The organism is Paenirhodobacter populi, from assembly GCF_004022215.1.
GTDB lineage: Bacteria > Pseudomonadota > Alphaproteobacteria > Rhodobacterales > Rhodobacteraceae > Rhodobacter > Rhodobacter populi.
On sequence record NZ_SAUZ01000004.1, the window covers coordinates 58,617 to 81,035 of the forward strand.

Below are 22,419 nucleotides of genomic sequence, written 5' to 3' on the forward strand. Positions count from 1 at the left end.
CGGGGGCGAACAAAGTAAGGGTCAGATATCGCCGCGCGCCCTGCGCCACTCGATCATTTGCGCGACAGAGATGGTCTTGAGCCCAAAGCGACGGGCAAAGGCAGCGATCTGTTCACCGCGCATCATAGTGCCATCCGGATTGACAAGTTCGCCGAGCACTCCGACCGGCACATGACCGGCAAGCCGGACAAGATCCCAAGCGGCCTCGGTATGCCCTTCGCGCGTCAGGACACCTCCCCTACGCGCACGCAGGGGAAAGATGTGCCCGGGCCGACGCAGCATTCCTGGTTGAGGTGTAGCCGCCGACAGCGCGCGGAACGACACCGTTCGGTCACTGGCCGAGACACCCGTCCCGCAGCCGACAGCATCACAGGTTACGGTGAAAGCCGTTGCCTGTGGATCGTTGTTCCGCGCAACCATCGGGGGCAGATCAAGCGCATCCGCCCGCTCATCATCCATAGCCGCGCAAAGAATTCCGGTCGTATGGTTGACCATGAAGGCGACCATCTCCGGTGTAATGCTTTGAGCGGAAGCGATCAAATCGCCTTCGTTCTCGCGGTCATCGTTGTCGACAACGATGACCATCCCACCCACCGAGACTATTTCGATAGCCTGATTCACCGGGTCCGCTTCGTGTGGAACCGCATGGACGGCGAGCGCCTCGGTGGCGGGTTCGATCCTGCAATCAATAGTCACGATCATTTCCTCCGGCTTGCAGGTCCTCTGCGGTCAGGATGCATTCACCAATGGCAGAACCTCCTGGGCCAGAAGGCGCATCGTCAGGCGCTCGCGTTCAAGATTTTCCCCGCTACCGTCCATTGCCGCCATCAACAGCGTGCCGAAGGGGCCGGAACGCTCGCGCAGACTGCGGATCTTTTCGGCCACGGTCCTCGGCGAACCGAATATGACCGAGGCCCGAACAATATCCTCGACCGTCACATCCTCGTCCTTCATGTCGGGATCTGGTTTGATCACCGAGATGTAGTCGGCGCGCTTCAGCACTTCGAAGAGATAGTCAAAGTAGTAGAAGTTGGAGCCCTTGGGATCCATCAGCCAGTCCTCGGCCTGCGCGTCGCTTTCGGCGATCAGCACGTTGCGCGCGATGGTCCAGTCATCACCCGTGGGTTCCCGCCCGATCGCTTCACAGCCCTCAACATATTTCGCCCAGTGGCTGATGATCGTGCTTTCCGGGGCGAAATTCGCCGAAACCGGCCTGTAACCCTTTTTGACTGCAAAGGAAATCGAGCTGCTGCCGGGCGACATTGAAGTCATTGCGATCGGCGGATGCGGCTTGGTATAGGGCTTCTGCATAAAGCCGACGCCGAGTTCGGGGATGATGTTCTCGGTGATCTTTATCTGCCAGTGCTTGCCCTGAATGTCATAGGGCGGGTCCTGCGACCAGATCTTCAGGATCATCTGCATCGACTCGGCCATGCGTTCGTTGCGGATGCCGGCGTCAAGGTTCCCGAACAGTTCCATGTCGGAAGCAAGACCGCCCGGGCCGACACCGAACACGAAGCGACCTTCGGCCATATGATCGAAGAGCGCGACCTCGGCAGCCACGATGGCGGGGTGGCGGTTCGGAAGGCAGACCACACCGGAGCAAAGCTTGATGTTCTTCGTCTGCGGCAAAAGCGAGGCAAGGAAGACCAGCGGCGAGGTGATCGGCTCGGTCGTCGCCGACATGTGCTCGCCCACCCAGGCCTCGGCGAAGCCGAGTTCATCGGCGTAGATGATCTTCTGGGTGTTTTCCTTCACGACATCCGAAAGCGCACGAGTGGCCGGATGCAGCGGCATGTGGAACAGTCCGATTTCCAAGGTATTCCTCCCTCAGGTTTGTTCGACGCCCTGTCGGGCGATGTTGAAAGTTTCAGGCCACATGGGGGTGGATGGAGACCCGCCCGCCATTCAGCCATACGAGCGGCGCCGCCGCCTGCCCGTCGTCCCCGGGCAGAACGACATCGTCGACCTGGCCGAAGAAAACCGTGTGAGTGCCGAACTCATGCGCGGCGACAACGGTGCACAGATGCGAGGCCAAGGCGCCGCGCAGGACCGGAAGCCCGTGCAGCCCCGCAGACCAGTCGTCGGTCGCGAAACGCATCTCGCGCATGTCGCTGCGCGAAAAGCGCTCGAGGATTGCGCCGTGGTCCTCGGCCATCAGGTTCAGACAGAACGTGCCGCCGGCCGCGATCACCGGATGAATCGACGCCGAACGATTGACGGCGACCATCATCGACAGCGGATCCATGGACAAAGAGGTGGCGCTGGTCACCGCCATTCCGTGCCGGTTGCCCGACCCATCGCGGGCGGTCACCAGAGAAATGCTCGCCGCGGCAAGGCGCATGCTGGCCCGAAAGCGATCTTTCAGGGCCTGGTCCACACTCACATCGTTCATCTTCATCTCCAGCCTCCCCTCCGGCGCTTCGGGCAACTGCCCGTCAGGCAATGCTTCCGACCAGCATCCTCCAGCTATTCCCCCTATGAATATCAATTGGTTAGCGTCTGTATACTGGTCCAATTGCGCCAGTCCGGGCGTGCCCGATGTCTCATGAGAGACAGTTGTCACCGCACACGGCGACCAATTATTTTCTGTTCCTGCTGCCCTCGGCACACCCGCGCTCTTCCAAAGTCCGAGTTCGGTGGGTCCGCCAGAGCAGTCCGCCTGACGCCTCCGTCAGGTGGCACGAGGGAGGAGGAAACCCCATGAAAGCACTGCGTTTCCACGCAGCCAAAGACCTGCGCGTCGAGACCATTCCGGAGCCGGCAGACCCGGCGCCGGACGAGGTGGTCATCCGCAATCGCTATGTCGGCATCTGCGGCACCGACCTGCATGAATATGCCTACGGGCCGATCTTCGTGCCGAAGGAGCCGCATCCCGTGACCGGGGTGTCCGGCCCGCAGGTGCTGGGCCACGAATTCGGCGGCGTGGTCATGAAGACCGGCCGCGATGTGACGCATGTCGCCGTCGGCGACCGGGTGTCGGTTCAGCCGTTCATCACCCCGCGCAGCGGCGACTATTACATCGACCGTGGCGCCTTCAACCTCTCGGACACGATGGCGCTGGCCGGGCTCAGCTGGGTTGGCGGTGGAATGGCCGAGGCATGCCTGTTGAAAGGCTATAATGTCTATAAGGTGCCCGAGACCTTGTCGGATTCGGATGCGGCCTTGGTCGAGCCGACCGCCGTCGCCGTTTATGGCTGCGAGCGGGGCGGTGTGAAAGCGGGCGACTCGGTCCTGGTGACCGGTGCGGGTCCGATCGGCCTTCTGACGCTGCTGGCCGCGCGCGCGGCCGGGGCGGTGCAGCTCTTCGTGTCCGACCCGAACCCGACGCGCCTGGAAATCGCCAGGAGCATTCTGCCGGACGTCGTGACCATCGATCCGAAGAAACAGAATGTCGGTGAAGTCGTCCGCGCCGCGACCGAAGGAAATGTCGGTGTCGATGTGGCTCTGGAATGCGTCGGTAACACCTTTGCCTTGCAGGCCTGCGTCGATGGGGTCCGCAAGCAAGGCGTCGTGGTGCAAATCGGCCTGCATTCCGGCGAGGCTCCAGTGAACTGGTTCAACGTGGTCTACAAGGACATCGACATCCGCGGGTCCTGGGCCTACCCGAGCCAGATCTGGCCGCGCGTGATGCGTCTTCTCGCTTCGGGACAGATCCCGGCACATAAGGTGGTGACCCGGACGGTTACGCTCGACAGCGCGATCAGGGAAGGCTTCGACGTGCTGCTCGATCCTGCGGGCAGCCATCTGAAGATCCTGATCGACCTCCAGCCGTAGCGATTGCCTGGAACGCTCTATGAGTTGAGGAAAGCGGGGCCGGATCGCGCGCCGGCACGATCCGGCCCCCAGCGGTGGTGAGACGCCCTTGTGCCGGCGTTCATCATGTAGTGCCCACCGACGGCCAGACGCTCCAGACAGTCTGCACCTTCAACCGGGGGTGCCGGCCCGTCACGGACGCTCAAGCAGCAGGGCGACACCCTGCCCCACGCCCACGCACATCGACACGATCGCCCGGCGGGCATCCGTACCGTGCAGATCCAGCGCTGCGCTGCCCGCGATCCGGGCTCCCGACATGCCCAGGGGATGGCCGAGCGCGATGGCCCCGCCATGCGGGTTCACCCTCGGATCGTCGTCGGCGATGCGCAGACCGCGCAGACAGGCCAGAACCTGCGAGGCGAAGGCCTCGTTCACCTCGAAGAGGTCGATATCCGCCGTACCGAGCCCTGCCCGCTCCATCAACTTGCGCACCGCCGGGACCGGGCCGTAGCCCATAATCCGGGGCGCAACCCCCGCCGCCGCACCACCGGCGACGCGGGCCAGGGGGCGAAACCCGTGGCGTTTCACCGCCGACTCCGACGCCAGCAGCAGCGCGGCGGCACCATCGTTCACGCCCGAGGAATTGCCTGCAGTGACAGAGCCATCGGCGCGCACCACCGGCTTCAGCCGCGCCAGATCCCCGGCTGTCGTCTGAGGGCGGGGATGTTCGTCCTGCGTCACCTCGACCGTTTTGCCCCGGCCGACCGGAACGCTCACCGGCACGATTTCGCGCGCGAAGAACCCACTGGCCATCGCGACCCCGGTCTTTTGCTGCGAAGCCAGCGCGCAGGCATCCTGATCAGCACGCGAAATCGCGAAATCTGTCGCGACATTCTCGGCGGTTCCCGGCATAGGATCGACGCCGTATTGCGCCCGCATCTTCGGATTGACGAAGCGCCAGCCGATGGTGGTATCCTCCATCGCGACAGTCCGGGAATACGCGCTTTCCGCCTTCAGCATCACGAAGGGCGCGCGGCTCATGCTCTCGACGCCGCCCGCAATGGCCATGTCCATCTCGCCCGCGCGGATCGCCCGCGCCGCCGTCAGCACCGCCTCCAGCCCCGAGGCACAGAGCCGGTTCAGCGTGACCCCCGGCACGGAATCAGGCATGCCCGCCAGCAAAAGCGCCATGCGCGCGATGTTGCGGTTGTCCTCACCGGCCTGGTTGGCGCAACCCAGCCATACCTCCTCGATGGCGGCCGGATCGAGCTGGGGTTGGCGTGCCAGCAAGGCCGTCAGCGGCACGGCCGCGAGATCGTCCGTTCGCAACGCCGCCAGCGCGCCGCCGTGACGCCCGATCGGGGTCCGCACATAGTCGCAGATGAACACATCGCTCATGGTCGTTTCCTGTCGGTTCAGTCGTTAAGGTCGGCAAAGGCCGTCCCGGTGTCGGCGAGGCGGCGCAGCAGAGGCGGCACACGCCAGATGAGCGGATCAGCGGCGGCCAGTTCCTCGATCCGGCGCAGGATCGCAACGGTGCCCAACGTGTCGGCATAGTGCAGCAGGCCGCCGCGCCAGCGCGGGAAGCCATAGCCATGCACCAGCACGATATCGATATCGCGCGGGCGCGCGGCGATGCCTTCATCAAGGATGTCCGTCGCTTCGGCGATCATCGCCAGCAGTATCCTGCCCGAGATTTCCTCGGGCACGAAGCTCCGGCGCGTGACACCAGTGCCTGCCGAAGCATCGAGAATGACCTTTTCCACCGCCGCCGAAGGCACCGGCGTGCCCTTGTCGTCGTAGTCGTACCAGCCCGCGCCAGTCTTGCGGCCGAGACGCTTCATATCCTCGACCAGCGTGTCGGCGACAGGGACATAGCGGATATCCGTACGGCCCTTGAGGTTCTGGCGCTTGCGGTTGGCATAGGCGATGTCGAGCCCCGACATGTCCTGCGCGGCATAGGGACCCATGGCCATGCCGAAATCGCGCATCGCAGCATCCACCTGCCCGGGCAAAGCGCCCTCGATCAGCAGGATGTCGGCGACCTGGCGGTAGCGGGTCAGGATGCGATTGCCGATGAAACCGTCGCAGACGCCCGCCAGCACCGGCATCTTGCCCAGCCGTTTCGCCAGCGCGAACGCCGCCCCGAGCGTTTCCGCCGAGGTCCGCTCGCCGCGCACGATCTCCAGCAGCTTCATGATATGCGCCGGGCTGAAGAAGTGCAGCCCGAGGAAGCGGCCCGGATCGCGAATGCCGTCGGCCAACCGGTTCACATCGAGATAGGAGGTGTTGGTGGCGAGGATCGTCGTGTCAGGCTGGCTGGCCTGCAAGCGGGCGAAGATGCCCCGCTTGACCTCCATATCCTCGAAGGCGGCCTCGATCGCCAGATCCACCTGCGGCAGGGCATCGAACCCCGCCACGCAAGTCAGCCGCGCACCGATCCGCGACGCCGCATCGGCCGATAGCACGCTGCGCTTCACCCCCTGCTGCACCAGCCCGTCGACATTCGCCTGCGCCCTCGCCTGGCCGACGGCATCAGTCTCGACCACCGTGACCTGGATGCCGCTGCCCGCAAGCGCATAGGCGATCGCGGCGCCCATGTTGCCGCCGCCCACAACGATGGCGGTCTCGATAGCGCCGGCCGGCACGGGGAAGGCCTTGCCCGCCGAAAGCGCCGAGCGTTCGGCAAAGAAGATGTGCCGCAGCGCGCGCGACTGGTCCGCGCCGCGCAAGTCCAGAAACGCTTTCCGCTCGGCCGCCAGATTGGCCTCCAGGGGACGCTCTGCCGCAGCCTCGACCAGGCCGATTGCGATCAGTGGCGCTGTCTGTCCCGGCATGCGTCTGGCCACCAAGCCGCGCGCCGCCGCGATGGCCGCCGCATCGGCCTCGGGGGCGGGGCGGACATCCGCCACGATGGCGCCGCGCAGCATGACCTCGTCCAGCGCCTTCGCCGCCGCGACCGGATCCTCGGCGATCGCATCGATCATACCCAGATCGAGCGCCTCTGCCGCCTTCACGCTACGCCCCTGACCGATCAAATCGACCGCGGCCGCGATGCCCGTCAGCCTGGGCAGCCGCTGTGTGCCACCCGAGCCGGGAACGATCCCGAGCGTTACCTCGGGCAGACCCAGCACAGCCGAGGGCGCCGCGATGCGATAGCGGCAGGCCAGCGCGATCTCGCAACCACCGCCGAGCGCGGTGCCGTTGATCGCGGCGACCGTGGGGATCGGCAGCGCGGCAAGACGCGCAAGGATCTCGTTCAGATGCGGCGCCAGGGGCGGGCCATCGAATTCCCTCGCATCCGCCCCGGCGACAAAGGCGCGCCCCGCACCGGTCAGGACGATGCGGCCGACTCCGGCCTCGACCGCCTGCCCGATCGCCGCCTCAAGACCGGCGCGCGTTGCCTGGCCGAGGACGTTCAGGGGCGGATTGTCGATGGTGATGAGGGCCACGCCGCCGGCGATCTGACAATGTACAGTCATCTGATCCTCACGCCACGGGCCGGGTCATCATGGAAACGAATTTGGTGTTGAGATAGGCATCGAAGGTCTCCGACCCGCCCTCGGTGCCATAACCGCTGTCCCGGACCCCGCCGAAGGGCGTTTCCGGCAAAGCGAGGCCGAAATGATTCACGCTCACCATGCCCGCCTGCAACCCGGCCGCCGATTGCTCGGCACGCTCCAGCGAATTGGTGAAGACATAGGAGGCGAGGCCGAGCGGCAACCGGTTCGCCCGCGCCAGACCATCCTCAATGCCACGGAAGGGCGACACTACCGCGATCGGGCCGAAGGGCTCGTCATTCATCAGGGCGATCTCGTCGCCCTCGGTGGTGACGATGGTCGGCGCGTAGAAGTTCCCGACATTGCCGATCCGGCTGCCGCCGGTCACCACAGTCGCCCCACGCTCGACCGCATCGCCCACAAGGGATTCCATCGCGGCGACCCGGCCGGGATGGCACAGGGGCCCCATCTGTACGCCCGGCTCCAGTCCGTTGCCGACCTTCACCTTAGAGAAAGTCCCCACCAGTTCATCGACGAACCGCTCATATCCGCGCTCCTGGACGAAAAACCGCGTCGGCGAGATGCAGACCTGCCCGGCATTGCGCAGCTTGTTCGCCGCCAGCGCGCGGGCCGCGGCCTCGGGATCGGCATCGTCGAAGACCAGCACCGGAGCATGTCCGCCGAGCTCCATCGTCAGCCGTTTCATGTGCCGGCCGGCCAGTTCCGCCAGATGCTTGCCCACCGGAATCGAGCCGGTGAAGCTGAGCTTCTTGACCTCGGGCCGCGCCAGCAGCGTCTGCGAGATCAGGTTGGAATCTCCCCAGAGGAGGTTGAGGCAGCCGTCCGGAAGACCAGCCTCGCGCAGAAGATCCGCCATAGCCATGACTGAGGACGGCGTCTCGGCCGCCGCCTTCAGGATCACCGTGCAGCCCGAGGCGAGCGCCGCCGCGATCTTCCGTACCGCCTGGCTCATCGGGAAGTTCCAGGGCGAGATCGCGAGGCAAACACCCACCGGTTCGCGCAGAACCTGCTGCTGCACGCCGGCGACACGGGCGGGAATGATGCGCCCGTAAATGCGCCGCCCCTCCTCGGCGTGCCAATCGACGTGATCGGCCCCCGAACGGATCTCGATCACCGCTTCGGAGAGCGGCTTGCCCATATCGCGCGTCAGGTTGGTCGCGATGGCTTCGGCATTGGCGCGCAGCAGATCGGCAAACCGCCGCAGGATCGCGCTGCGCTCATAGGCCGACATTGCGCGCCATATGGCGAAAGCCGCTTCGGCCGCGCTGACGACCCGGTCCAGATCCTCCGGCGTGGCCGAGGGCATCATCCCCAGCTGTTCGCCCGTCGCCGGATTGAGCACTGGCCGGGCCTCGCGCGCCTCGGGGCCGATGCGTTCGGCGCCGATCACAAGCTCGATCCGGGGGTATTGGGTGGAAAGCATCGCGGGTCCTCCTCATTGCCGACGGCCCGCACCCGGGAGCGATCCGAAATGTCCGCATCCGGCCCCACCGAAAGCTGCGCCGCCACATTCCCCTTCATTGCTAGAGGGGTCCTCACCCCCGCGGCAATTGTCTCTTGTGCGACAGGTCATCCCTCCCGCGCTGGTACATCTGCGCCAGTTCCGCGGTTCCCAAGTGTCTGATATTCCTTCCGTGAAATGCCGATCACCGGACGGCTTCAGCCAACCGGCCGCCAAGAAGAAGGACACGCCAGACCATGAGCCTGGATCCCGAGACCCTGAAGCAGTTTCTGGAAACGCTGGATCGGTTCGTGCGCGAACGGCTTGTGCCGCATGAAGCGCAGGTTGCCGAAGAAGATCGTATTCCGTCCGGGCTCATTGCGGAAATCCGTGAAATGGGCCTGTTCGGCATGTCCATCCCTGAGGAATTCGGTGGGCTGGGCCTGACCATGTCCGAAGAGGTTTCCGCCGCATTTGTTCTTGGCCAGACCTCGCCCGTGTTCCGCTCGCTGGTCGGTACAAACAACGGCATCGGCTCGCAGGGGATCATCATCGACGGCACGCCCGAGCAGAAGGCGGCCTATCTGCCGAAGCTCGCCAGTGGCGAGATGATTGCGTCTTTCGCCCTGACTGAACCCGAAGCTGGTTCTGATGCGGGTTCGCTGCGCACCTCGGCCCGCCGCGACGGCGACCATTTCATTTTGAACGGGACCAAGCGGTTCATCACCAATGCACCGCATGCCGGGCTGTTCACCGTTTTCGCGCGCACCGACCCGACGTCGAAAACCTCGGCGGGCGTTACCGCCTTTCTGGTCGAGGCCGGTACGCCGGGCCTGTCGATCGGCGCCGTCGACAAGAAGATGGGGCAGAAGGGGTCGCATACTGCAGATGTGATCCTCGAAGACTGCCGCGTTCCGGCCTCAGCGATCATCGGCGGGCCCGCGCGCGAAGGACAGGGCTTCAAAACCGCGATGAAGGTGCTGGACCGCGGGCGCCTTCATATCTCGGCCGTCTGCGTCGGCGCCGCCGAACGTCTGATCCGCGACAGCCTGGCCTATGCGATGGAGCGCAAGCAGTTCGGCGAACCTATTGCCGAAAAGCAACTGATCCAGGCGATGCTGGCTGACAGCCGGACCGAAGCCTTCGCCGCGCGCTGCATGATCGAGGAAACCGCGCGTCGCAAGGACGCGGGGGCCAAGGTCTCGACCGAGGCTGCATGCTGCAAGATGTTCGCCTCGGAGATGGTGGGCCGCGTGGCCGACCGCGCAGTGCAGATCCACGGCGGAGCGGGCTATGTCGAGGAATACGGCATCGAGCGGTTCTATCGCGACGTGCGCCTGTTCCGCATCTACGAGGGCACGACCCAGATCCAGCAGGTAGTGATCGCGCGCAACATGATCCGCGATGCCTCAGCCTGAAACGACCGGATTCGGATGGCCTCCTCCCCGCGAATTCGCACCATCCGAAACATGGAGCGGCCCCCGTCCGATGCGGGGGCCGCTTTCCGTTGCAGAACTGCTCTTGCCTTCAGAATGCTTTTCTCTGTCTTTCTTTCGAGAAACGCCTAGATTGATGAGATTCCCGGTCGGCCAGACCCACCGGAATGACGACCATGTCTGTTGCAGGGGAGGGCCCGGGCATGCTTTCTGACATTCATCGAATGCGCACGCTGCCCTTGACGGAAATACCAGAAGGGTTGCCGGCTATGGTTGAAGGTAGCTGGCGCAGGTGCCTTGGAACCCATCGGCTTTCGCCTGATTTCACGCGCCGCGCTGACGTTCTGAGCTATGGCGAACTCCGTGAAACGCTTGATCAGGAGGAGTTGCTGATCCGCTCGGCCACTGCGGAAATAGATCGGCTGTTCCGCCGCCTGGCACCCGATGCCTGTACCGTGTCTCTGGCTTCGGCTCAGGGGGTCAAGCTGCTTTTCCGGTGCGATCCTTATCATATGGACGACCTGAAACGGGCAGGCGTTCTGCCGGGTTCGATCTGGGTCGAGGACATGCAAGGGACAAATGGCATTGGGACCTGCCTGCTGGAACGTCGTCCACTCTCCATCGTTGGAGATGAACACTTCAATCGCGCATTGAGTGGCATCACCTGCACCGTCGCGCCGATCTTCGGCAGCCATGGCCTGCTCGCAGGTGTCCTCAACATATCTTCGCTTGACAAGATTGGCGCACAGGCCGTCCGCCTTCTGAGCGATGTGGTAAACCGTTCCGCGCGCAGGATCGAAACCCAGCTCTTTCAGCGGCGCAATTCCGGCCACCGGCTCGTCAGCCTCTCGGCGGACGGCGATTTCGCCGATGCAGCGGCGCTTTCTATGCTGGCGCTAGATGATTTCGGGCTAATCGTCGATTTTACGCACGACGCTCCCATGATGCTCCGTCGCACGGCAGACGAACTCCGGACGGCTCGCCTCGATCAAATCGTCGAGCCTGATGCTGTACATGGAGTTCGGTCCGAACCAGTGACCCCGGCCGGAGCAGGGCACTTGCGGATGGCCGCCCTGAGCCAGGCAGCTGCGGCAATCAGCGATCACGGGCCAGCGGCACCGCCCGAATCCGAAGCCCCGCTCTCAGATCCCCGGTTAGACGAAATACTGCAGCAGGCTCTTGGTCTCGCGCTCCGACAACTGCCGCTTATGCTCACAGGTGAAACGGGAACCGGAAAAACGACACTCGCGCTCCGGCTCGCCCGCCTTGTCTCTGGCGATTTTCTGATGCTAGAGGGTGGAGCGGCTGATGAGATCACCCGTCTGAAACTCGATACGCTCAGGGCACGACCAAGCTGTACTCTTGTTCTGGATCAGATCGACGAGATGTCTATTCCAATGCAGAGAAGCCTAGTTCAGGTTCTCGAAGGCGCCCAACACCCTCTCATCACGATCACATCTTCCGCAAAGAACCTGCAGCCCGAACTGGCGGGATTGCGTCCAGACCTAATCCATCGGCTTAACGGTGCCGCGTTCACTCTGCCCCCGCTGCGATCTACCCCCGAGCCGGAGAAGGTAATTCTGCGGGCTCTGGCCGAAGAAGCCCGACTGGCCGGCCGGGCTGCGCCGCATATCTCCGGCGAAGCCCTGGCAATCCTGTCCTGCCATCACTGGCCAGGGAACCTCAGGGAGCTTCACTTCGCCCTGCGTCGTGCAATCGCGCTGGCAGAGAATACAGTCACCGTGGCGAATCTTCCTGCCCGGCTGATCGAGCTTTCTGAAACTCATGATGTTCTGGCACGCTCGAAATACGAGACGGCAAGGATTGAAACAGCCCTCCGCTATCACAAGGGCAATGTGATGGAGACGGCACGCTACCTCGGAATTTCGCGCGCCACGCTCTATCGCAAAATGCAGGGCAAGCGATCAAATGGCCTGATCGACAAACCCTGACCTTGATCGCAGACTTCACCATCATTCATGACAGGGCCTCCGCCACAAGCTGGTAGGAGCGGCAACGGGCAGCAGGATCGTGGATCCGTGCGTCAATGATCAGTTCATCCGCACCCGTCCTGGCAATGAAGTCCGACAGCCACTGCCCGACCTGCGTCTTGTCGCCGAAAACGGAATAGGCCAATGCCTGCTGTAAGCCCTGCTTTTCCCGATCGGAGAGCGTTGCGAGATAGCCTTCCTGCGGACGCGGCAAGGGGCCCGGGCGACCCTTGTGCAGCATGTTGACCCAATGGAAATGCGAACTCGCAAGAAAAGCTGCTTCGGCCTCGGTATCAGCGGCGAAGGCATTGACACCCGCAATCACATAGGGCCTGGCCAGCGCCGCAGACGGCCTGAAGTTCTCACGATAGTACGCAAGAGCATTCATCAGGAAATGCGGCGCGAAATGCGATGCGAAGGCATAAGGGAGGCCAAGCCTGGCGGCCAGATCGGCGCTGTACATGCTTGACCCCAGAAGCCAGATCGGCACTTCGTGATTGCCGGGAATGCCGCGCACGGGCTGGCGGCCGTTGTCATGCAGAAAATCGGCCAGCTGCCGGATATCGTCTTCAAAATCCCGCTCGGGGGCGAGGCCCCGCAGCGCCCTTATACTCGGTCCCGCAGCACCTGCGGCGCGGCCGATACCCAGATCGATCCGTCCGGGAAAGATCGTGTCGAGCGTCGCGAACTGTTCGGCCACCACCAGCGGCGAGTGGTTGGGCAGCATGATCCCACCTGAACCCACACGCAGTCTGGACGTCGCACCGGCAAGATGCTGCACAAGCACGGTCGTCGCCGACGACACGATGCCCGGAAGATCGTGGTGTTCTGCGATCCAGTAGCGGCAATAGCCGTGTTGCTCGACATGCCTGGCGAGCAGGGCCGCATCGGCCAGGGTGTCGGCGAAGGTCTTGTCTTCACCGATCATCATGAGATCGAGCACGGAAAGGGGAATCATATGCGCCTCCTGACTGACGGGACTGCGGGCATCGAGATATGGCCGCCGACCAAATTAAAGGATCGGGGTTACAGTCCCGCCCCGAAATCGGCCCATCCCGGATGAGCCTGAAGGCGCCGGTCGATGGCACGTATCGTCGCAAGGCAACGATCCAACTTGGGATAAACGTCGCCGCAATAGTCCCAGCCAAGGATACCGAGGCTGCCGGTGTAGCCGATGCGGTCGAGCGCGGCGATCACCGCGAAATTGTCGAGCTCGCCGCGATCGACAGGCTCCATCGTCGCAACCCCACCCCAGCCCAGAGGCGAGAGCGCGCTGCCAGACAGCACCACCTGCATCAGCCAGGGCCGCATTGCAGCGAGGCGCTCTGCCAGCCTGCCTTCCTGGCTTGCGTACCAGTGGTAGCCGTTGAAGGACGCGCCCAGCCTGGGGTGGTCGAAATATTCGCACAGGCGCACGACTTCGCTCGTGGTCTGGGTGACGTGCCGCAGATGCGGATAGAGCGCGATCCGCAAATCCCGACGCTCCGCTATCCGCAACACTGCCTCGATGTTGCGCAGGATGGCCGCCTCGCCGTTGACGGATGTCTGCACGGCCAGCTCGATCAGTTCTACCCCATCGACGGATTCGATGATCCGGCGAATAAGGGCGTCATTGCGCCCCTCATGCAGCACGGCATACAGGCCGGTGACATCCAGACCGTGGCGTGCCTTGACGGATGGCAGAAGGGAGAGATCGGTCAGCGGTTGACCGCCCCAGGCCGAAACCGTGATCCCGTCATAACCGAGTTCGGCAAGCATTTCGCATTGCGACTCGAAGGCATAAACCCCCATCGAAGTGTAGAAGAATGAGTCGAGCGCGTGGACAGAATGGGACATCGGGCGACTTTCTGTCACGTCAGCTGGGTCATGACCGCCCAGCCCGGATGCGCGGACAGCCGTGCCTCCATCGAGCGGAATGCGCTCATCGACCGTTGCAGGTTGCCATAGACATCGCCGCCCATGCTTTCCCAGCCCAAGACACCGCAGCGGCCCTTGAACCCCCGGCGGTCGAGCGCGCCGAGCAGCACGAAATTGTCCATCTCTCCCTCGTCAAGCGGCTCGATGGTGGCAAGGCCGCCCCAGCCCAGGGGCGACATTCGGCATCCGGCAAGATTGACCTGTCGCAACCATGGCCAGAGCGCATCGAGGCGCGCCTCCAGCGATCCTTCCTGCATCGCATACCAGTGATAGCCATTGAAGACGATTCCGAGGGCCGGGTGATCGAACCGCTGGCACAGCGCGACGGCCTCGGCGGTCGTCTGCATCCCGTAGCGCCCATGCGGATAGAGCGCGATGTCGATGCCCCGGCGTTCGCAGATCGGCAGCAGCCGCTCGATCATCCTGAGGTCGGCATCCGTGACCTTGTCCCCGGAATGCAGCGCCAGTTCGATCCGTGTGCAGCCTTCGATGGTTTCGAAGATGCCGGCAACGAAATCTTCGAGCCCCCGGCGGTAGATCAGGTAGATCGCTCCGACATCCAGCCCCCATCGCGGCTTCACCGAAGGCAGGGCATCCAGTTCCTTGCTCCAGGCCGAAACGGTGAAACCCTGATAGCCTAGTTCGGCCAGCATCTCGCATTGCGCAGTCAGCGGATAGGTCCCGAGCTTTGTCTGGAAGACGAAATCCATGTGGTGCAGTGGCAGGGTCATGCGCGGTCTCCGACGGCGTCTGCCCTGGTGTCTTCGGGCTCGTGGCTGGTGAACAAAGGCAGCAGATAGGTGCCAAGCTCATCGATGACTTCCGACGCCGGTCTCCGCTGCGGTTTGAAGTGCAGGCCGACATGCGAGACGCCCATCTCCTGCTGTCTCAGCCATAGCTCGCGCAGCGCGTTGCGACCGCCGCGCAGGATGCGGCCGGGTTGTACCGGCATGTCGGGGTCACGGTCGAGATCGAACAGCGTTCCGTATCCATAGGGCTTGAACACGGTCGCCGGGCTGGCAGCGCGCCATTGCGCGATGATGGCCGGAATATGCGCCGGATTGGCGATATAGGACAGGATCCCGTCGGAATTCTGCGCGGTCCAGTCCAGCGTCTGACCGGCATGGCCGATGATGATGGTCGGAAGGCGCGGCGCGGCCGGTTTCGGCACAAGATCGAGCCCGCCGTTCAGGGTGCCGTAGAAATGCGAGGCATGCACCGGCCATTCCTGCTCGGTCGCGGCCCGGATCATGGCGAGCGCATCGCGGAAGCGGGCCGAGCGGGTGTCATAGTCGATCCCGAAGGCCGGATATTCCACCGCACGGTCACCGGTCGCCAGTCCAAGCAGGAAACGACCGCCCAGCAACTGATCGATCGTCGCGGCCTGCTTGGCGACGATCAGCGGATCGCGTAGCGGCAGCACGATACCGGCGGTGCCGATCGAAATCCTTCGGGTGATTGCCGCCAGATAGCCCGCATAGACCAGAGGATCGAGAACCTGACCGATATCACCGAAATTCGGGTCGTAGAATGGCACGTCACGCAGCCAGATCGCGGAAAAACCGGCATCGTCGACCATTCTCGCCATGGCGGCATGACCTTCCAAAGTCGGGCCCACGCTGTCGGGATAGCTTTCGAGCGGCGCGATGAAGCCGAACGTGAGATGCCCCGGCTGGAAAACGCGCGCATAGCCCCGATGTGTGGCGAGCTCGGGGGGAGGAGCGCCCCATGCAGCAGTTGATGTCATTGCGGTCCCACTTCCGATTGATACGCGCCGCGTCGGTCACGCATCATCTTCCTAGATGTCATGCGCTCTGGATATAACGCGCGCCCGGCTATAGAAAAATGGTCCACTGTTCCGAACATATCGGAATTAATCGCTGAAATGGGATCACCATGAACTCTTTCGGAGCACTCGAGGCATTCGTGCATTCGGCGGAAACCCGCAGCTTCACGGAAGCCGGACACCGGCTGGGCATATCGCCTTCAGCGGTCGGAAAAGCAGTGGCGAGGCTTGAGGAGGAACTGGGTGCGCGGCTGTTCCACCGCTCGACACGTGCCATCACGCTGACGGCCGAAGGCGGCCAGTTCCTCGATCGGTGCTATCGCATCTTTGCCGAGTACGACGAGGCGAAAAGAGAGCTGACCCACGCTTCGAGTAAGCCGCAGGGGAAAATGCGTGTCGGGCTGCCGCAGCTCGGCATCTACCTCATGCCGCATCTGATCGCGTTCCAGCAGCAATTTCCCGAAATCGAACTGGAACTGGATTTCAGCGACAGGATCGTCAATCTCATCGAAGAGGGCTTCGATGCGGTCATGCGCATCGGCGAACTCAATGATTCCCGACTGACCATGCGCAGGCTGGACGGCTATCGTCACCGGCTTGTGGCAGCGCCCGCCTATCTGGCGCACCACGGCACCCCACATCGACCGGCAGAGCTGATGGATCATGCCTGCTTGCGGTATCGATATCCGACCACCGGCAAACTCGCCCCCTGGCCATTGCATACGCGCGGTCGCCCGCTGAACATAGACCCACCCCAATCGTCCGTCACCAATACCATGGATTCGCTGTTGGGTTTGGCGCAAGCGGGCCTGGGCATAGCGCTGCTGCCCGATTTCATCGTGTCAGATGCCATCGCGGCAGGTCGGCTGACCCTGGTGTTGGACACATATGTGCAGGATCAGCGCGATTTTTGCATCCTGTGGCCTTCCAGCCGCCACACCGCGCCGAAGATCAAAGCATTCATCGACTTCATGGCGTCACGTCTCGGTGCGGCCGGAACGCTGCGGGGTTGAACGGATACCCTTGGTTGCGCTGCGAACGAGCGGACGCAGGCAACGCCTGTCGCGCACCCCGGCCATGTGGCATTAGCCGGAGCGAAAAGCGCGCACGAACAGATCGGCGCAAGAGGCCAGATAGATGTCCAGCGCCTGCGCATCCCTGCCGGGTTGCAGATCCAGAAACGCCCTCATGTGTTCATTTCCGCGGACCATGGCGAGAAATTGCTCCGCGGCCATTCTCGGCGAGGGAATGGCGAACAAATCCTGGTCGCAGTACCGCCGCAGAAGCATTTCAACCTGGAGAACCGCAGCCTGCGGCCCGCTGTCGAAGAACGCTGCCGCAGCACGGACATCTTTCGCACGCGGCTGGCACAGCAGATGCAGCTGCTGAATCGTGGCGGGTGCGGTGATCGCTTTGAGATAGTGCCTCGCGATCTCGACGAGTACTTCCCGGGGGTCGGCATCCAGAGAAAGCTGCCCCACCCGAGGCAAGTGGCTGATCAGCAGATTGTTCCGAACCTCATGGAACAGCACCATCTTTGAGGCGAAGTGTTGATAGAGCGCCATCTTCGATGTGCCCGCGCGCAGGGCGATGCGTTCCATACGCGCCCCATCCAGCCCTTCGTCCAGGAACTCGGCCTCGGCGGCTTCCAATATCCGTTCGCGCAAGCCTGCGTCTCGCGGCCTTCCCCGGCCACGGCCGGAGGGGTTTTCTGGCTTCGCGGTCATGCAGATCCTATTTACTTTACCAGCCGGTTCTGAAAATAGACGGGTCTGCTTGTTTCGGCAACCTTCCCGTCCGGTCTTCTTGACAGGATGGACAGCCTTTCGGAACGCTCCGATGAAAAACCTGAACGGCGCTTTGCGTGATCCGCTTGTCCGGGCAACCGCCCTTCGACTGACTCTGGCCGCGATGATCGCGATGGTTGTGGCCACCGGGCTTGGCCTGGAGAACCCTTGGTGGGCCGCGATGGCGACATGGATGATCGGCCAGCCACCGCGCGGGCTGCTCTTGGAGCGCAGCGTTGCCCAGTTCGTCGGAACCCTTCTGGGCGCGGGCGCCGGGGTGGCCATCGCGTTTGCGGGGAACCCGTATCTTGAACTGACAGGCCTCGCGCTTTGGCTTGCGTTCTGCTGCGGCCTGGCGAACGCCATGCGACATCAGCGCGCCTATGGGGCCGCGCTGGCGGGGCTGACCGCCAGCGTCGTCGTAACCCTGACGACCGGAACCGGAATCTCACCGCTGAACTTTGCCGGCGCCCGCATCGCCGACACCCTGATCGGGATCGGCGCATCGCTGGCCGTGGGATTCCTGCTGCAGCCCCGCGCGCGGAGCCAGAGCCTGTCGGCGCGCTCGGCGAATGTGTTGGCCAATGGTCTTCGCCTGGTCGGCATGGCGCTGCAGGAGCATCAGACCGACCTGATAGCACGGGAAAGCGCCTTTCTTTCGGCCCTGGCCGCTATCTCGGCTGGCGCCGAGGATGCGGCCGCCGGATCGTTCAGGGCCCGCCGCCGCCTGCGGCCGCTCAACACAATGTTCGCATCGCTGCTGGATCTGATCGTGGTGGCCAGGATGATCCGCAAAGCATCGGAAAGCCGATCCTTCACCGAACAGGCGGACCTGCCGGCGCTACGCGCCGAACTGGAGCGTGCGGCAGATGTTCTGGAGCAAACCGGTGAACTCGCCCCACTGCGCGCCCTCGGTGTAGTCGAGCGGACCGCAGCCGCGCATACCGAACTGAAGGCAATCCTGGGCACCTTCGCGGCCGAATTGCGGGAGGTTGCCCAAAGCCATAGAGCACTCGCCGATCCCTCGCTCATTGTCGCCACCTCACGCATGCGGCCGCAACCGGATTTGACCGGGCTCAAGCGCGCAATGGCGCGCGGCTTTCTCGCGATTGCAACATCTGCCCTTATCTGGATCGTGACGGGATGGGAGGCGGGGCGCTTCCTGGTGCTCGGCGCCTCAATTTTCACCGTGCTATTCGCAACGCTGGATCAGCCCTTGCCCCTCGTCCGCCAGGGTTTGATCGGCGGCACGGTCGCGGCACTGGCGGCCGTCGCATGGCGGCTGGATATTGTCCCCTTTGCAGAGCTTTCGTGGCTCTCGCTGCTGCTTGCGCTCCCGCTGTTCTGCGTTGCCTCCCTGCTGCAGGCAGGCCGGGCAACGGTTTTCGCCGGGCTGACTTTCAACATGTTCTTTGCCGTCATGGCGCGTCCGGTGGACATGTTGCCGTCCTCGCCGCAGACTGTCGTATCTGGCGCCGCCATGCTGATCGTAGGTGTGGTAATCAGCGATTTCTTCTATCGATGGATCCTGCCCATGGATGTCGATCGCCGCCGCCGCCACATCGAAACTTCGATCAGACGCGAGATCGCGTTCGTCAGCCTGCGCGCTGGCACCCCCTGGGCTGAGCGCCATCTGTCGCGGCTACGTCATTTAGTCCTGGAAATGGTAATGCGTGCCCGAGCGGACACGGCGGTCATCGGCGATGCAATTGCCGCGCTGTCCCTGGGCCATATCGCGATGCGGCTTGGGCAGATCGTGCATCAGGAGGCGCCCGCCGCCGATGTGGGCGGCATTGCAAGGGATTGCCTGCGCAGGCTGGCAAACCCGATAGAAGATCCTGCCGGCTGTGGTCGCGAAATTCTCGGATCAAGCCAAGATGGTCTGCCAGAGAAAACGACCTCTACCATTCGGCTAGCGCATCTGATGGCGCGCGAACTCATCGACCATCCGAGGGCTTTTACAAGCGCCGCCGCGTGAAGACCCCCGCGGAGCGACAAGGCTTCGACATCGCCCCACCGGGCGGCAGGCCCTGAGGATGATGGTCCTGATCGTGACCAGTGCAGTTTTCGTAAGGATCGCCCCAGGTCTGATTCCCATCCAGCGGGCATGCGCCAGACGGCAGACGCAACTGAGGTGAAACCGTAATAGGGCGCCGGAGAAGAACTCCCGCGCCCATGCTCCCCATAGCCAGACCAGAAGTCCCGCTTTAGCGTGTCAGTCGGCGTTGTTTCCGAGCTTTGCATCGACGCTGACCGGTCCCGGCCCCGAGGTCACGAAATACAGGAACAGAAACGAGAATACGATTGCGGCGTACCCACCATTTTCGGTCGGGAAGAAGCTCTGCGGCAAATGGGCGATGAAGTATGCCGAAGCCATAAGCCCGCTCATGACAAAAGAGACCGCCCTCGTCTGATACCCTATCATGAACAGGAAACCACCAATCAGCTCAAAAAGCCCTGCAACCCACACGAGGGAATACGCCGGCGGCGTAAACTGCCCGGCGTGAAAGTGGAAAATCTTCGCCAGGCCAAAGGAAAATATAACGAGGCCGAATACGATGCGCAGCAGGCTCAGAACATACGGCTGCGCGGATTTGATGTTTTGTTTCACTTTTTTCTCCAATGATGATACCGATCAAGATCGCGCAGATGCCCCTCATCTAGGAGGTGCTCCTTCTTGCCGGATTAGCTCGCCGCATATTTACGGCGTCAGATTTAGGCGGCTGCTCCGAGCGAAACATCCGGTCTTGTTGTCATGTCCGGCTCAGGCCTGCTTTGCAGCGATTTTGGCGATATAGGCGCCCTGGAACCTCGCGCCTTCCAGCTCAACTTCAGAAGGCTGCCGCGAGCCGTCGCCATCGGTGAGTGTTGTGGCCCCATAGGGCGAGCCGCCCTTGACCGCATCGACGCCCATCTGCCCCTGGAAGGCGTAAGGCAGGCCGGCCACGATCATGCCGTGATGCAGGAAGGTGGGAATAAAGCCGATCAGAGTAGATTCCTGGCCGCCATGCTGCGTGGCCGATGACGTGAAGACCGCACCGACCTTGCCGACCAGCTTGCCGGTGAACCACAGTCCACCCGTCTGATCCCAGAAATTGCGCATCTGCGCCGCCACCGTGCCAAACCGCGTGCCCGCACCGACGATGATCGCGTCGTATTCCACCAGTTCGTCGACCGTCGCAATCGGAGCCGCCTGATCGAGCTTGAAGTGGGACGCTTTGGCCACCTCTTCCGGCACCAGCTCAGGCACACGCTTGACGGTCACTTCGGCACCGGCCGATTTCGCGCCCTCGGCCATGGCATAGGCCATCGTTTCGATATGCCCATATGAAGAATAGTAGAGAACCAGAACCTTGGTCATTTTCACTGTCTCCTTGTTGATGGTGGGGGTCGAAGGCGCAGCACTTGCCGCACCGTGGAAAAGTCGTCTGATGAGTCCGGACAGCATGCTTCGTCTCTCGTGGTTTCGTTCAGTTCAGCGGCTTCAGCTTCGCCTCGATCTCGGCACGCCTTGCTTCGAGGAACGGCGGCAGCGACAGGGTTTCCCCCAGGACCTCAAGCGGTTCGTCCACCGTGAAGCCCGGACCATCGGTTGCGATCTCGAACAGGACCCCGTTCGGTTCCCGGAAATAGAGAGACCGGAAGTAGAACCGCTCCACCTCCCCCGAAGACCGCATGCCGCGCCCGCTCAGCTTCTCGGCCCATTCTGTCAGATGATCCGGGTCCGGCGTTCGAAACGCGACGTGGTGGACGGCCCCTGCCCCGCGTTTGGTCGCAGGCAGGCCGGGCTGCACCGCAACATGAAGCTCGGCCGCCAGCCCGCCGTCCCCCATGCTGAACACATGCACATCGCCGATCCCGTCCGGTGACGGGTAGCTCCGGATCCGGCCCATGTTCATCACGTCTTCCAGAACCGATTGAGTGCCGGCGAGATCCGGAACGCTCATCGTGATCGGACCCAGCCCCTTGATCTGAAATCCTGCCGTTACAGGGCCTTCCAGCCAGGGATGTGCCGGCGCGCCGCCACCGTCATCGACCAGCCGGAACCGCTGCCCTTCCGGATCCTCGAAATCCAGCGAAAGGCGGCCATCGACCTCAACCAGATCGCCCCTCTGGACCCGCAGATCATCGAACCGCGCTTGCCACCAGATCAGCGCATCCTGCCCGGACACCCGAAGCCCGGTCCTGGAAACGCTGTGAGTTCCCCGCTCTTCCCTCTCCAGCGGCCAGTCGAAGAAGGTCAGATCCGTTCCCGGCGTCGCGGCGCCATCCGCGTAGAACAGATGATACGCGCTGGTGTCGTCCTGGTTCACCGTCTTCTTCACCAGCCGAAGACCAAGCGTGCCGCTGTAAAATGCCCGGTTCCCCGACGCATCCGCCGTAATCGCCGTCAGATGATGGAACCCTGTCAAAGCAAGAGACATGCAAGCCCTCCTATGGCCAAACAAAAGTCCGTGTCCCGCTCCCATTTCCCGCTGCTCGGAAAAACCTGGAACGGGTCTCTCACCCCGCCTCACTTCGCGAAGGGCGCTGGCTCTCCGGCTCCCGCTCAGAGCCGACTTAACTTGATGCCTTGCTTTCCGTCGCCTTGGCCGCCCTGTCCACGCGCCACCGAAGCGGAGTTGTCCCCGCTTGCGTCGGCAACCGCTCTTCAGGCCGTTCTCTTGGTCGCCGCTCGCCGGGCGCGATGACAAGCATTTCACCGTTCCGATATCGAGTAACAGCGCTCTCCACTCATAGACACGACCGTTCGCAGCATGTGGCCACAAGATAGCCGTTCCGAA

General features: G+C 63.1%; 19 protein-coding genes. 5 read left to right on the forward strand and 14 right to left on the reverse strand.

Annotation, left to right across the window (positions count from 1 at the left end; translation table 11 throughout):
* Window positions 1-21: 21 nt before the first annotated feature.
* From ribB to D2T30_RS04950, 3 genes are read right to left on the reverse strand one after another with little or no spacing between them, the layout of a single operon-like run.
* Window positions 22-702 (reverse strand): 3,4-dihydroxy-2-butanone-4-phosphate synthase, encoded by a 681-nt coding sequence (gene ribB, locus D2T30_RS04940; protein ID WP_128207961.1) that lies wholly within the window; start codon window positions 700-702, stop codon window positions 22-24.
* Window positions 703-729: 27 nt separating this feature from the next.
* Entirely contained in the window at window positions 730-1,818 is a 1,089-nt protein-coding gene (locus D2T30_RS04945) for an LLM class flavin-dependent oxidoreductase (RefSeq protein WP_128207962.1), read from the reverse strand.
* Window positions 1,819-1,870: 52 nt separating this feature from the next.
* Entirely contained in the window at window positions 1,871-2,401 is a 531-nt protein-coding gene (locus tag D2T30_RS04950; protein WP_128207963.1) for a flavin reductase family protein, read from the reverse strand.
* Window positions 2,402-2,703: 302 nt separating this feature from the next.
* On the opposite strand from D2T30_RS04950, the gene D2T30_RS04955 reads away from it, so the two are divergent.
* Window positions 2,704-3,777 (forward strand): 2,3-butanediol dehydrogenase, encoded by a 1,074-nt coding sequence (locus D2T30_RS04955; protein WP_128207964.1) that lies wholly within the window; start codon window positions 2,704-2,706, stop codon window positions 3,775-3,777.
* 171 nt (window positions 3,778-3,948) lie between these two features.
* Here D2T30_RS04955 and pcaF read toward each other — a convergent pair whose 3' ends face one another.
* From pcaF to D2T30_RS04970, 3 genes are read right to left on the reverse strand one after another with little or no spacing between them, the layout of a single operon-like run.
* Window positions 3,949-5,154 carry a 3-oxoadipyl-CoA thiolase gene (gene pcaF / locus D2T30_RS04960; protein WP_128207965.1) on the reverse strand — a complete coding sequence of 402 codons (1,206 nt, stop codon included), beginning with the start codon at window positions 5,152-5,154 and terminating at the stop codon, window positions 3,949-3,951.
* 17 nt (window positions 5,155-5,171) lie between these two features.
* Entirely contained in the window at window positions 5,172-7,238 is a 2,067-nt protein-coding gene (locus D2T30_RS04965) for an FAD-dependent oxidoreductase (protein WP_128207966.1), read from the reverse strand.
* Between the two features lie 7 nt (window positions 7,239-7,245).
* Entirely contained in the window at window positions 7,246-8,700 is a 1,455-nt protein-coding gene (locus tag D2T30_RS04970; RefSeq protein WP_128207967.1) for an NAD-dependent succinate-semialdehyde dehydrogenase, read from the reverse strand.
* A gap of 275 nt (window positions 8,701-8,975) precedes the next feature.
* Between D2T30_RS04970 and D2T30_RS04975 the strand changes: the two genes are divergently transcribed.
* Together D2T30_RS04975 and D2T30_RS04980 are read left to right on the forward strand one after the other, a co-directional pair.
* A complete protein-coding gene (locus tag D2T30_RS04975; protein ID WP_128207968.1) occupies window positions 8,976-10,136 on the forward strand; it encodes an acyl-CoA dehydrogenase family protein in 1,161 nt (386 codons plus the stop codon).
* Between the two features lie 221 nt (window positions 10,137-10,357).
* The gene (locus tag D2T30_RS04980; RefSeq protein ID WP_164884209.1) at window positions 10,358-12,106 is read left to right on the forward strand and encodes a sigma-54-dependent Fis family transcriptional regulator; all 1,749 of its coding nucleotides are present in this window, start codon (window positions 10,358-10,360) and stop codon (window positions 12,104-12,106) included.
* A gap of 25 nt (window positions 12,107-12,131) precedes the next feature.
* Here the strand turns inward: D2T30_RS04980 and D2T30_RS04985 are convergent, their stop codons facing one another.
* From D2T30_RS04985 to D2T30_RS05000, 4 genes are all read right to left on the reverse strand, one after another.
* The gene (locus D2T30_RS04985; RefSeq protein WP_128207970.1) at window positions 12,132-13,103 is read right to left on the reverse strand and encodes an LLM class flavin-dependent oxidoreductase; all 972 of its coding nucleotides are present in this window, start codon (window positions 13,101-13,103) and stop codon (window positions 12,132-12,134) included.
* 68 nt (window positions 13,104-13,171) lie between these two features.
* The gene (locus D2T30_RS04990) at window positions 13,172-13,981 is read right to left on the reverse strand and encodes a sugar phosphate isomerase/epimerase family protein (protein ID WP_128207971.1); all 810 of its coding nucleotides are present in this window, start codon (window positions 13,979-13,981) and stop codon (window positions 13,172-13,174) included.
* A gap of 14 nt (window positions 13,982-13,995) precedes the next feature.
* Window positions 13,996-14,793, reverse strand: a complete 798-nt coding sequence (locus D2T30_RS04995; protein ID WP_128207972.1) for a sugar phosphate isomerase/epimerase family protein — start codon at window positions 14,791-14,793, stop codon at window positions 13,996-13,998.
* Window positions 14,790-15,809 carry a TIGR03571 family LLM class oxidoreductase gene (locus D2T30_RS05000; RefSeq protein WP_128207973.1) on the reverse strand — a complete coding sequence of 340 codons (1,020 nt, stop codon included), beginning with the start codon at window positions 15,807-15,809 and terminating at the stop codon, window positions 14,790-14,792. The genes D2T30_RS04995 and D2T30_RS05000 overlap by 4 nt, the downstream gene beginning before the upstream one ends.
* Window positions 15,810-15,958: 149 nt before the next feature.
* Between D2T30_RS05000 and D2T30_RS05005 the strand changes: the two genes are divergently transcribed.
* Window positions 15,959-16,861 carry a LysR family transcriptional regulator gene (locus tag D2T30_RS05005; protein ID WP_128207974.1) on the forward strand — a complete coding sequence of 301 codons (903 nt, stop codon included), beginning with the start codon at window positions 15,959-15,961 and terminating at the stop codon, window positions 16,859-16,861.
* A gap of 72 nt (window positions 16,862-16,933) precedes the next feature.
* Here the strand turns inward: D2T30_RS05005 and D2T30_RS05010 are convergent, their stop codons facing one another.
* Window positions 16,934-17,575 (reverse strand): TetR/AcrR family transcriptional regulator, encoded by a 642-nt coding sequence (locus D2T30_RS05010; RefSeq protein WP_128207975.1) that lies wholly within the window; start codon window positions 17,573-17,575, stop codon window positions 16,934-16,936.
* Between the two features lie 112 nt (window positions 17,576-17,687).
* On the opposite strand from D2T30_RS05010, the gene D2T30_RS05015 reads away from it, so the two are divergent.
* Window positions 17,688-19,613 carry an FUSC family protein gene (locus D2T30_RS05015; RefSeq protein ID WP_164884210.1) on the forward strand — a complete coding sequence of 642 codons (1,926 nt, stop codon included), beginning with the start codon at window positions 17,688-17,690 and terminating at the stop codon, window positions 19,611-19,613.
* A 237-nt stretch (window positions 19,614-19,850) separates the two neighbouring features.
* Here D2T30_RS05015 and D2T30_RS05020 read toward each other — a convergent pair whose 3' ends face one another.
* From D2T30_RS05020 to D2T30_RS05030, 3 genes are all read right to left on the reverse strand, one after another.
* The gene (locus D2T30_RS05020) at window positions 19,851-20,246 is read right to left on the reverse strand and encodes a DoxX family protein (RefSeq protein ID WP_128207977.1); all 396 of its coding nucleotides are present in this window, start codon (window positions 20,244-20,246) and stop codon (window positions 19,851-19,853) included.
* A 153-nt stretch (window positions 20,247-20,399) separates the two neighbouring features.
* Window positions 20,400-20,996: an NAD(P)H:quinone oxidoreductase type IV gene (gene wrbA / locus D2T30_RS05025; RefSeq protein WP_128207978.1), complete on the reverse strand. Its 597-nt coding sequence runs from the start codon at window positions 20,994-20,996 to the stop codon at window positions 20,400-20,402.
* Between the two features lie 109 nt (window positions 20,997-21,105).
* Entirely contained in the window at window positions 21,106-22,059 is a 954-nt protein-coding gene (locus D2T30_RS05030) for a ring-cleaving dioxygenase (protein ID WP_128207979.1), read from the reverse strand.
* Window positions 22,060-22,419: the final 360 nt, after the last annotated feature.

Bases quoted from the DNA above. Each gene is read 5' to 3' on its own strand.
- ribB (WP_128207961.1), bottom strand. From the start codon at position 702: ATGATCGTGACTATTGATTGCAGGATCGAACCCGCCACCGAGGCGCTC.
- D2T30_RS04950 (WP_128207963.1), bottom strand. From the start codon at position 2,401: ATGAAGATGAACGATGTGAGTGTGGACCAGGCCCTGAAAGATCGCTTT.
- D2T30_RS04955 (WP_128207964.1), top strand. From the start codon at position 2,704: ATGAAAGCACTGCGTTTCCACGCAGCCAAAGACCTGCGCGTCGAGACC.
- pcaF (WP_128207965.1), bottom strand. From the start codon at position 5,154: ATGAGCGATGTGTTCATCTGCGACTATGTGCGGACCCCGATCGGGCGT.
- D2T30_RS04965 (WP_128207966.1), bottom strand. From the start codon at position 7,238: ATGACTGTACATTGTCAGATCGCCGGCGGCGTGGCCCTCATCACCATC.
- D2T30_RS04970 (WP_128207967.1), bottom strand. From the start codon at position 8,700: ATGCTTTCCACCCAATACCCCCGGATCGAGCTTGTGATCGGCGCCGAA.
- D2T30_RS04975 (WP_128207968.1), top strand. From the start codon at position 8,976: ATGAGCCTGGATCCCGAGACCCTGAAGCAGTTTCTGGAAACGCTGGAT.
- D2T30_RS04980 (WP_164884209.1), top strand. From the start codon at position 10,358: ATGCTTTCTGACATTCATCGAATGCGCACGCTGCCCTTGACGGAAATA.
- D2T30_RS04985 (WP_128207970.1), bottom strand. From the start codon at position 13,103: ATGATTCCCCTTTCCGTGCTCGATCTCATGATGATCGGTGAAGACAAG.
- D2T30_RS04990 (WP_128207971.1), bottom strand. From the start codon at position 13,981: ATGTCCCATTCTGTCCACGCGCTCGACTCATTCTTCTACACTTCGATG.
- D2T30_RS04995 (WP_128207972.1), bottom strand. From the start codon at position 14,793: ATGACCCTGCCACTGCACCACATGGATTTCGTCTTCCAGACAAAGCTC.
- D2T30_RS05000 (WP_128207973.1), bottom strand. From the start codon at position 15,809: ATGACATCAACTGCTGCATGGGGCGCTCCTCCCCCCGAGCTCGCCACA.
- D2T30_RS05005 (WP_128207974.1), top strand. From the start codon at position 15,959: ATGAACTCTTTCGGAGCACTCGAGGCATTCGTGCATTCGGCGGAAACC.
- D2T30_RS05010 (WP_128207975.1), bottom strand. From the start codon at position 17,575: ATGACCGCGAAGCCAGAAAACCCCTCCGGCCGTGGCCGGGGAAGGCCG.
- D2T30_RS05015 (WP_164884210.1), top strand. From the start codon at position 17,688: ATGAAAAACCTGAACGGCGCTTTGCGTGATCCGCTTGTCCGGGCAACC.
- wrbA (WP_128207978.1), bottom strand. From the start codon at position 20,996: ATGACCAAGGTTCTGGTTCTCTACTATTCTTCATATGGGCATATCGAA.
- D2T30_RS05030 (WP_128207979.1), bottom strand. From the start codon at position 22,059: ATGTCTCTTGCTTTGACAGGGTTCCATCATCTGACGGCGATTACGGCG.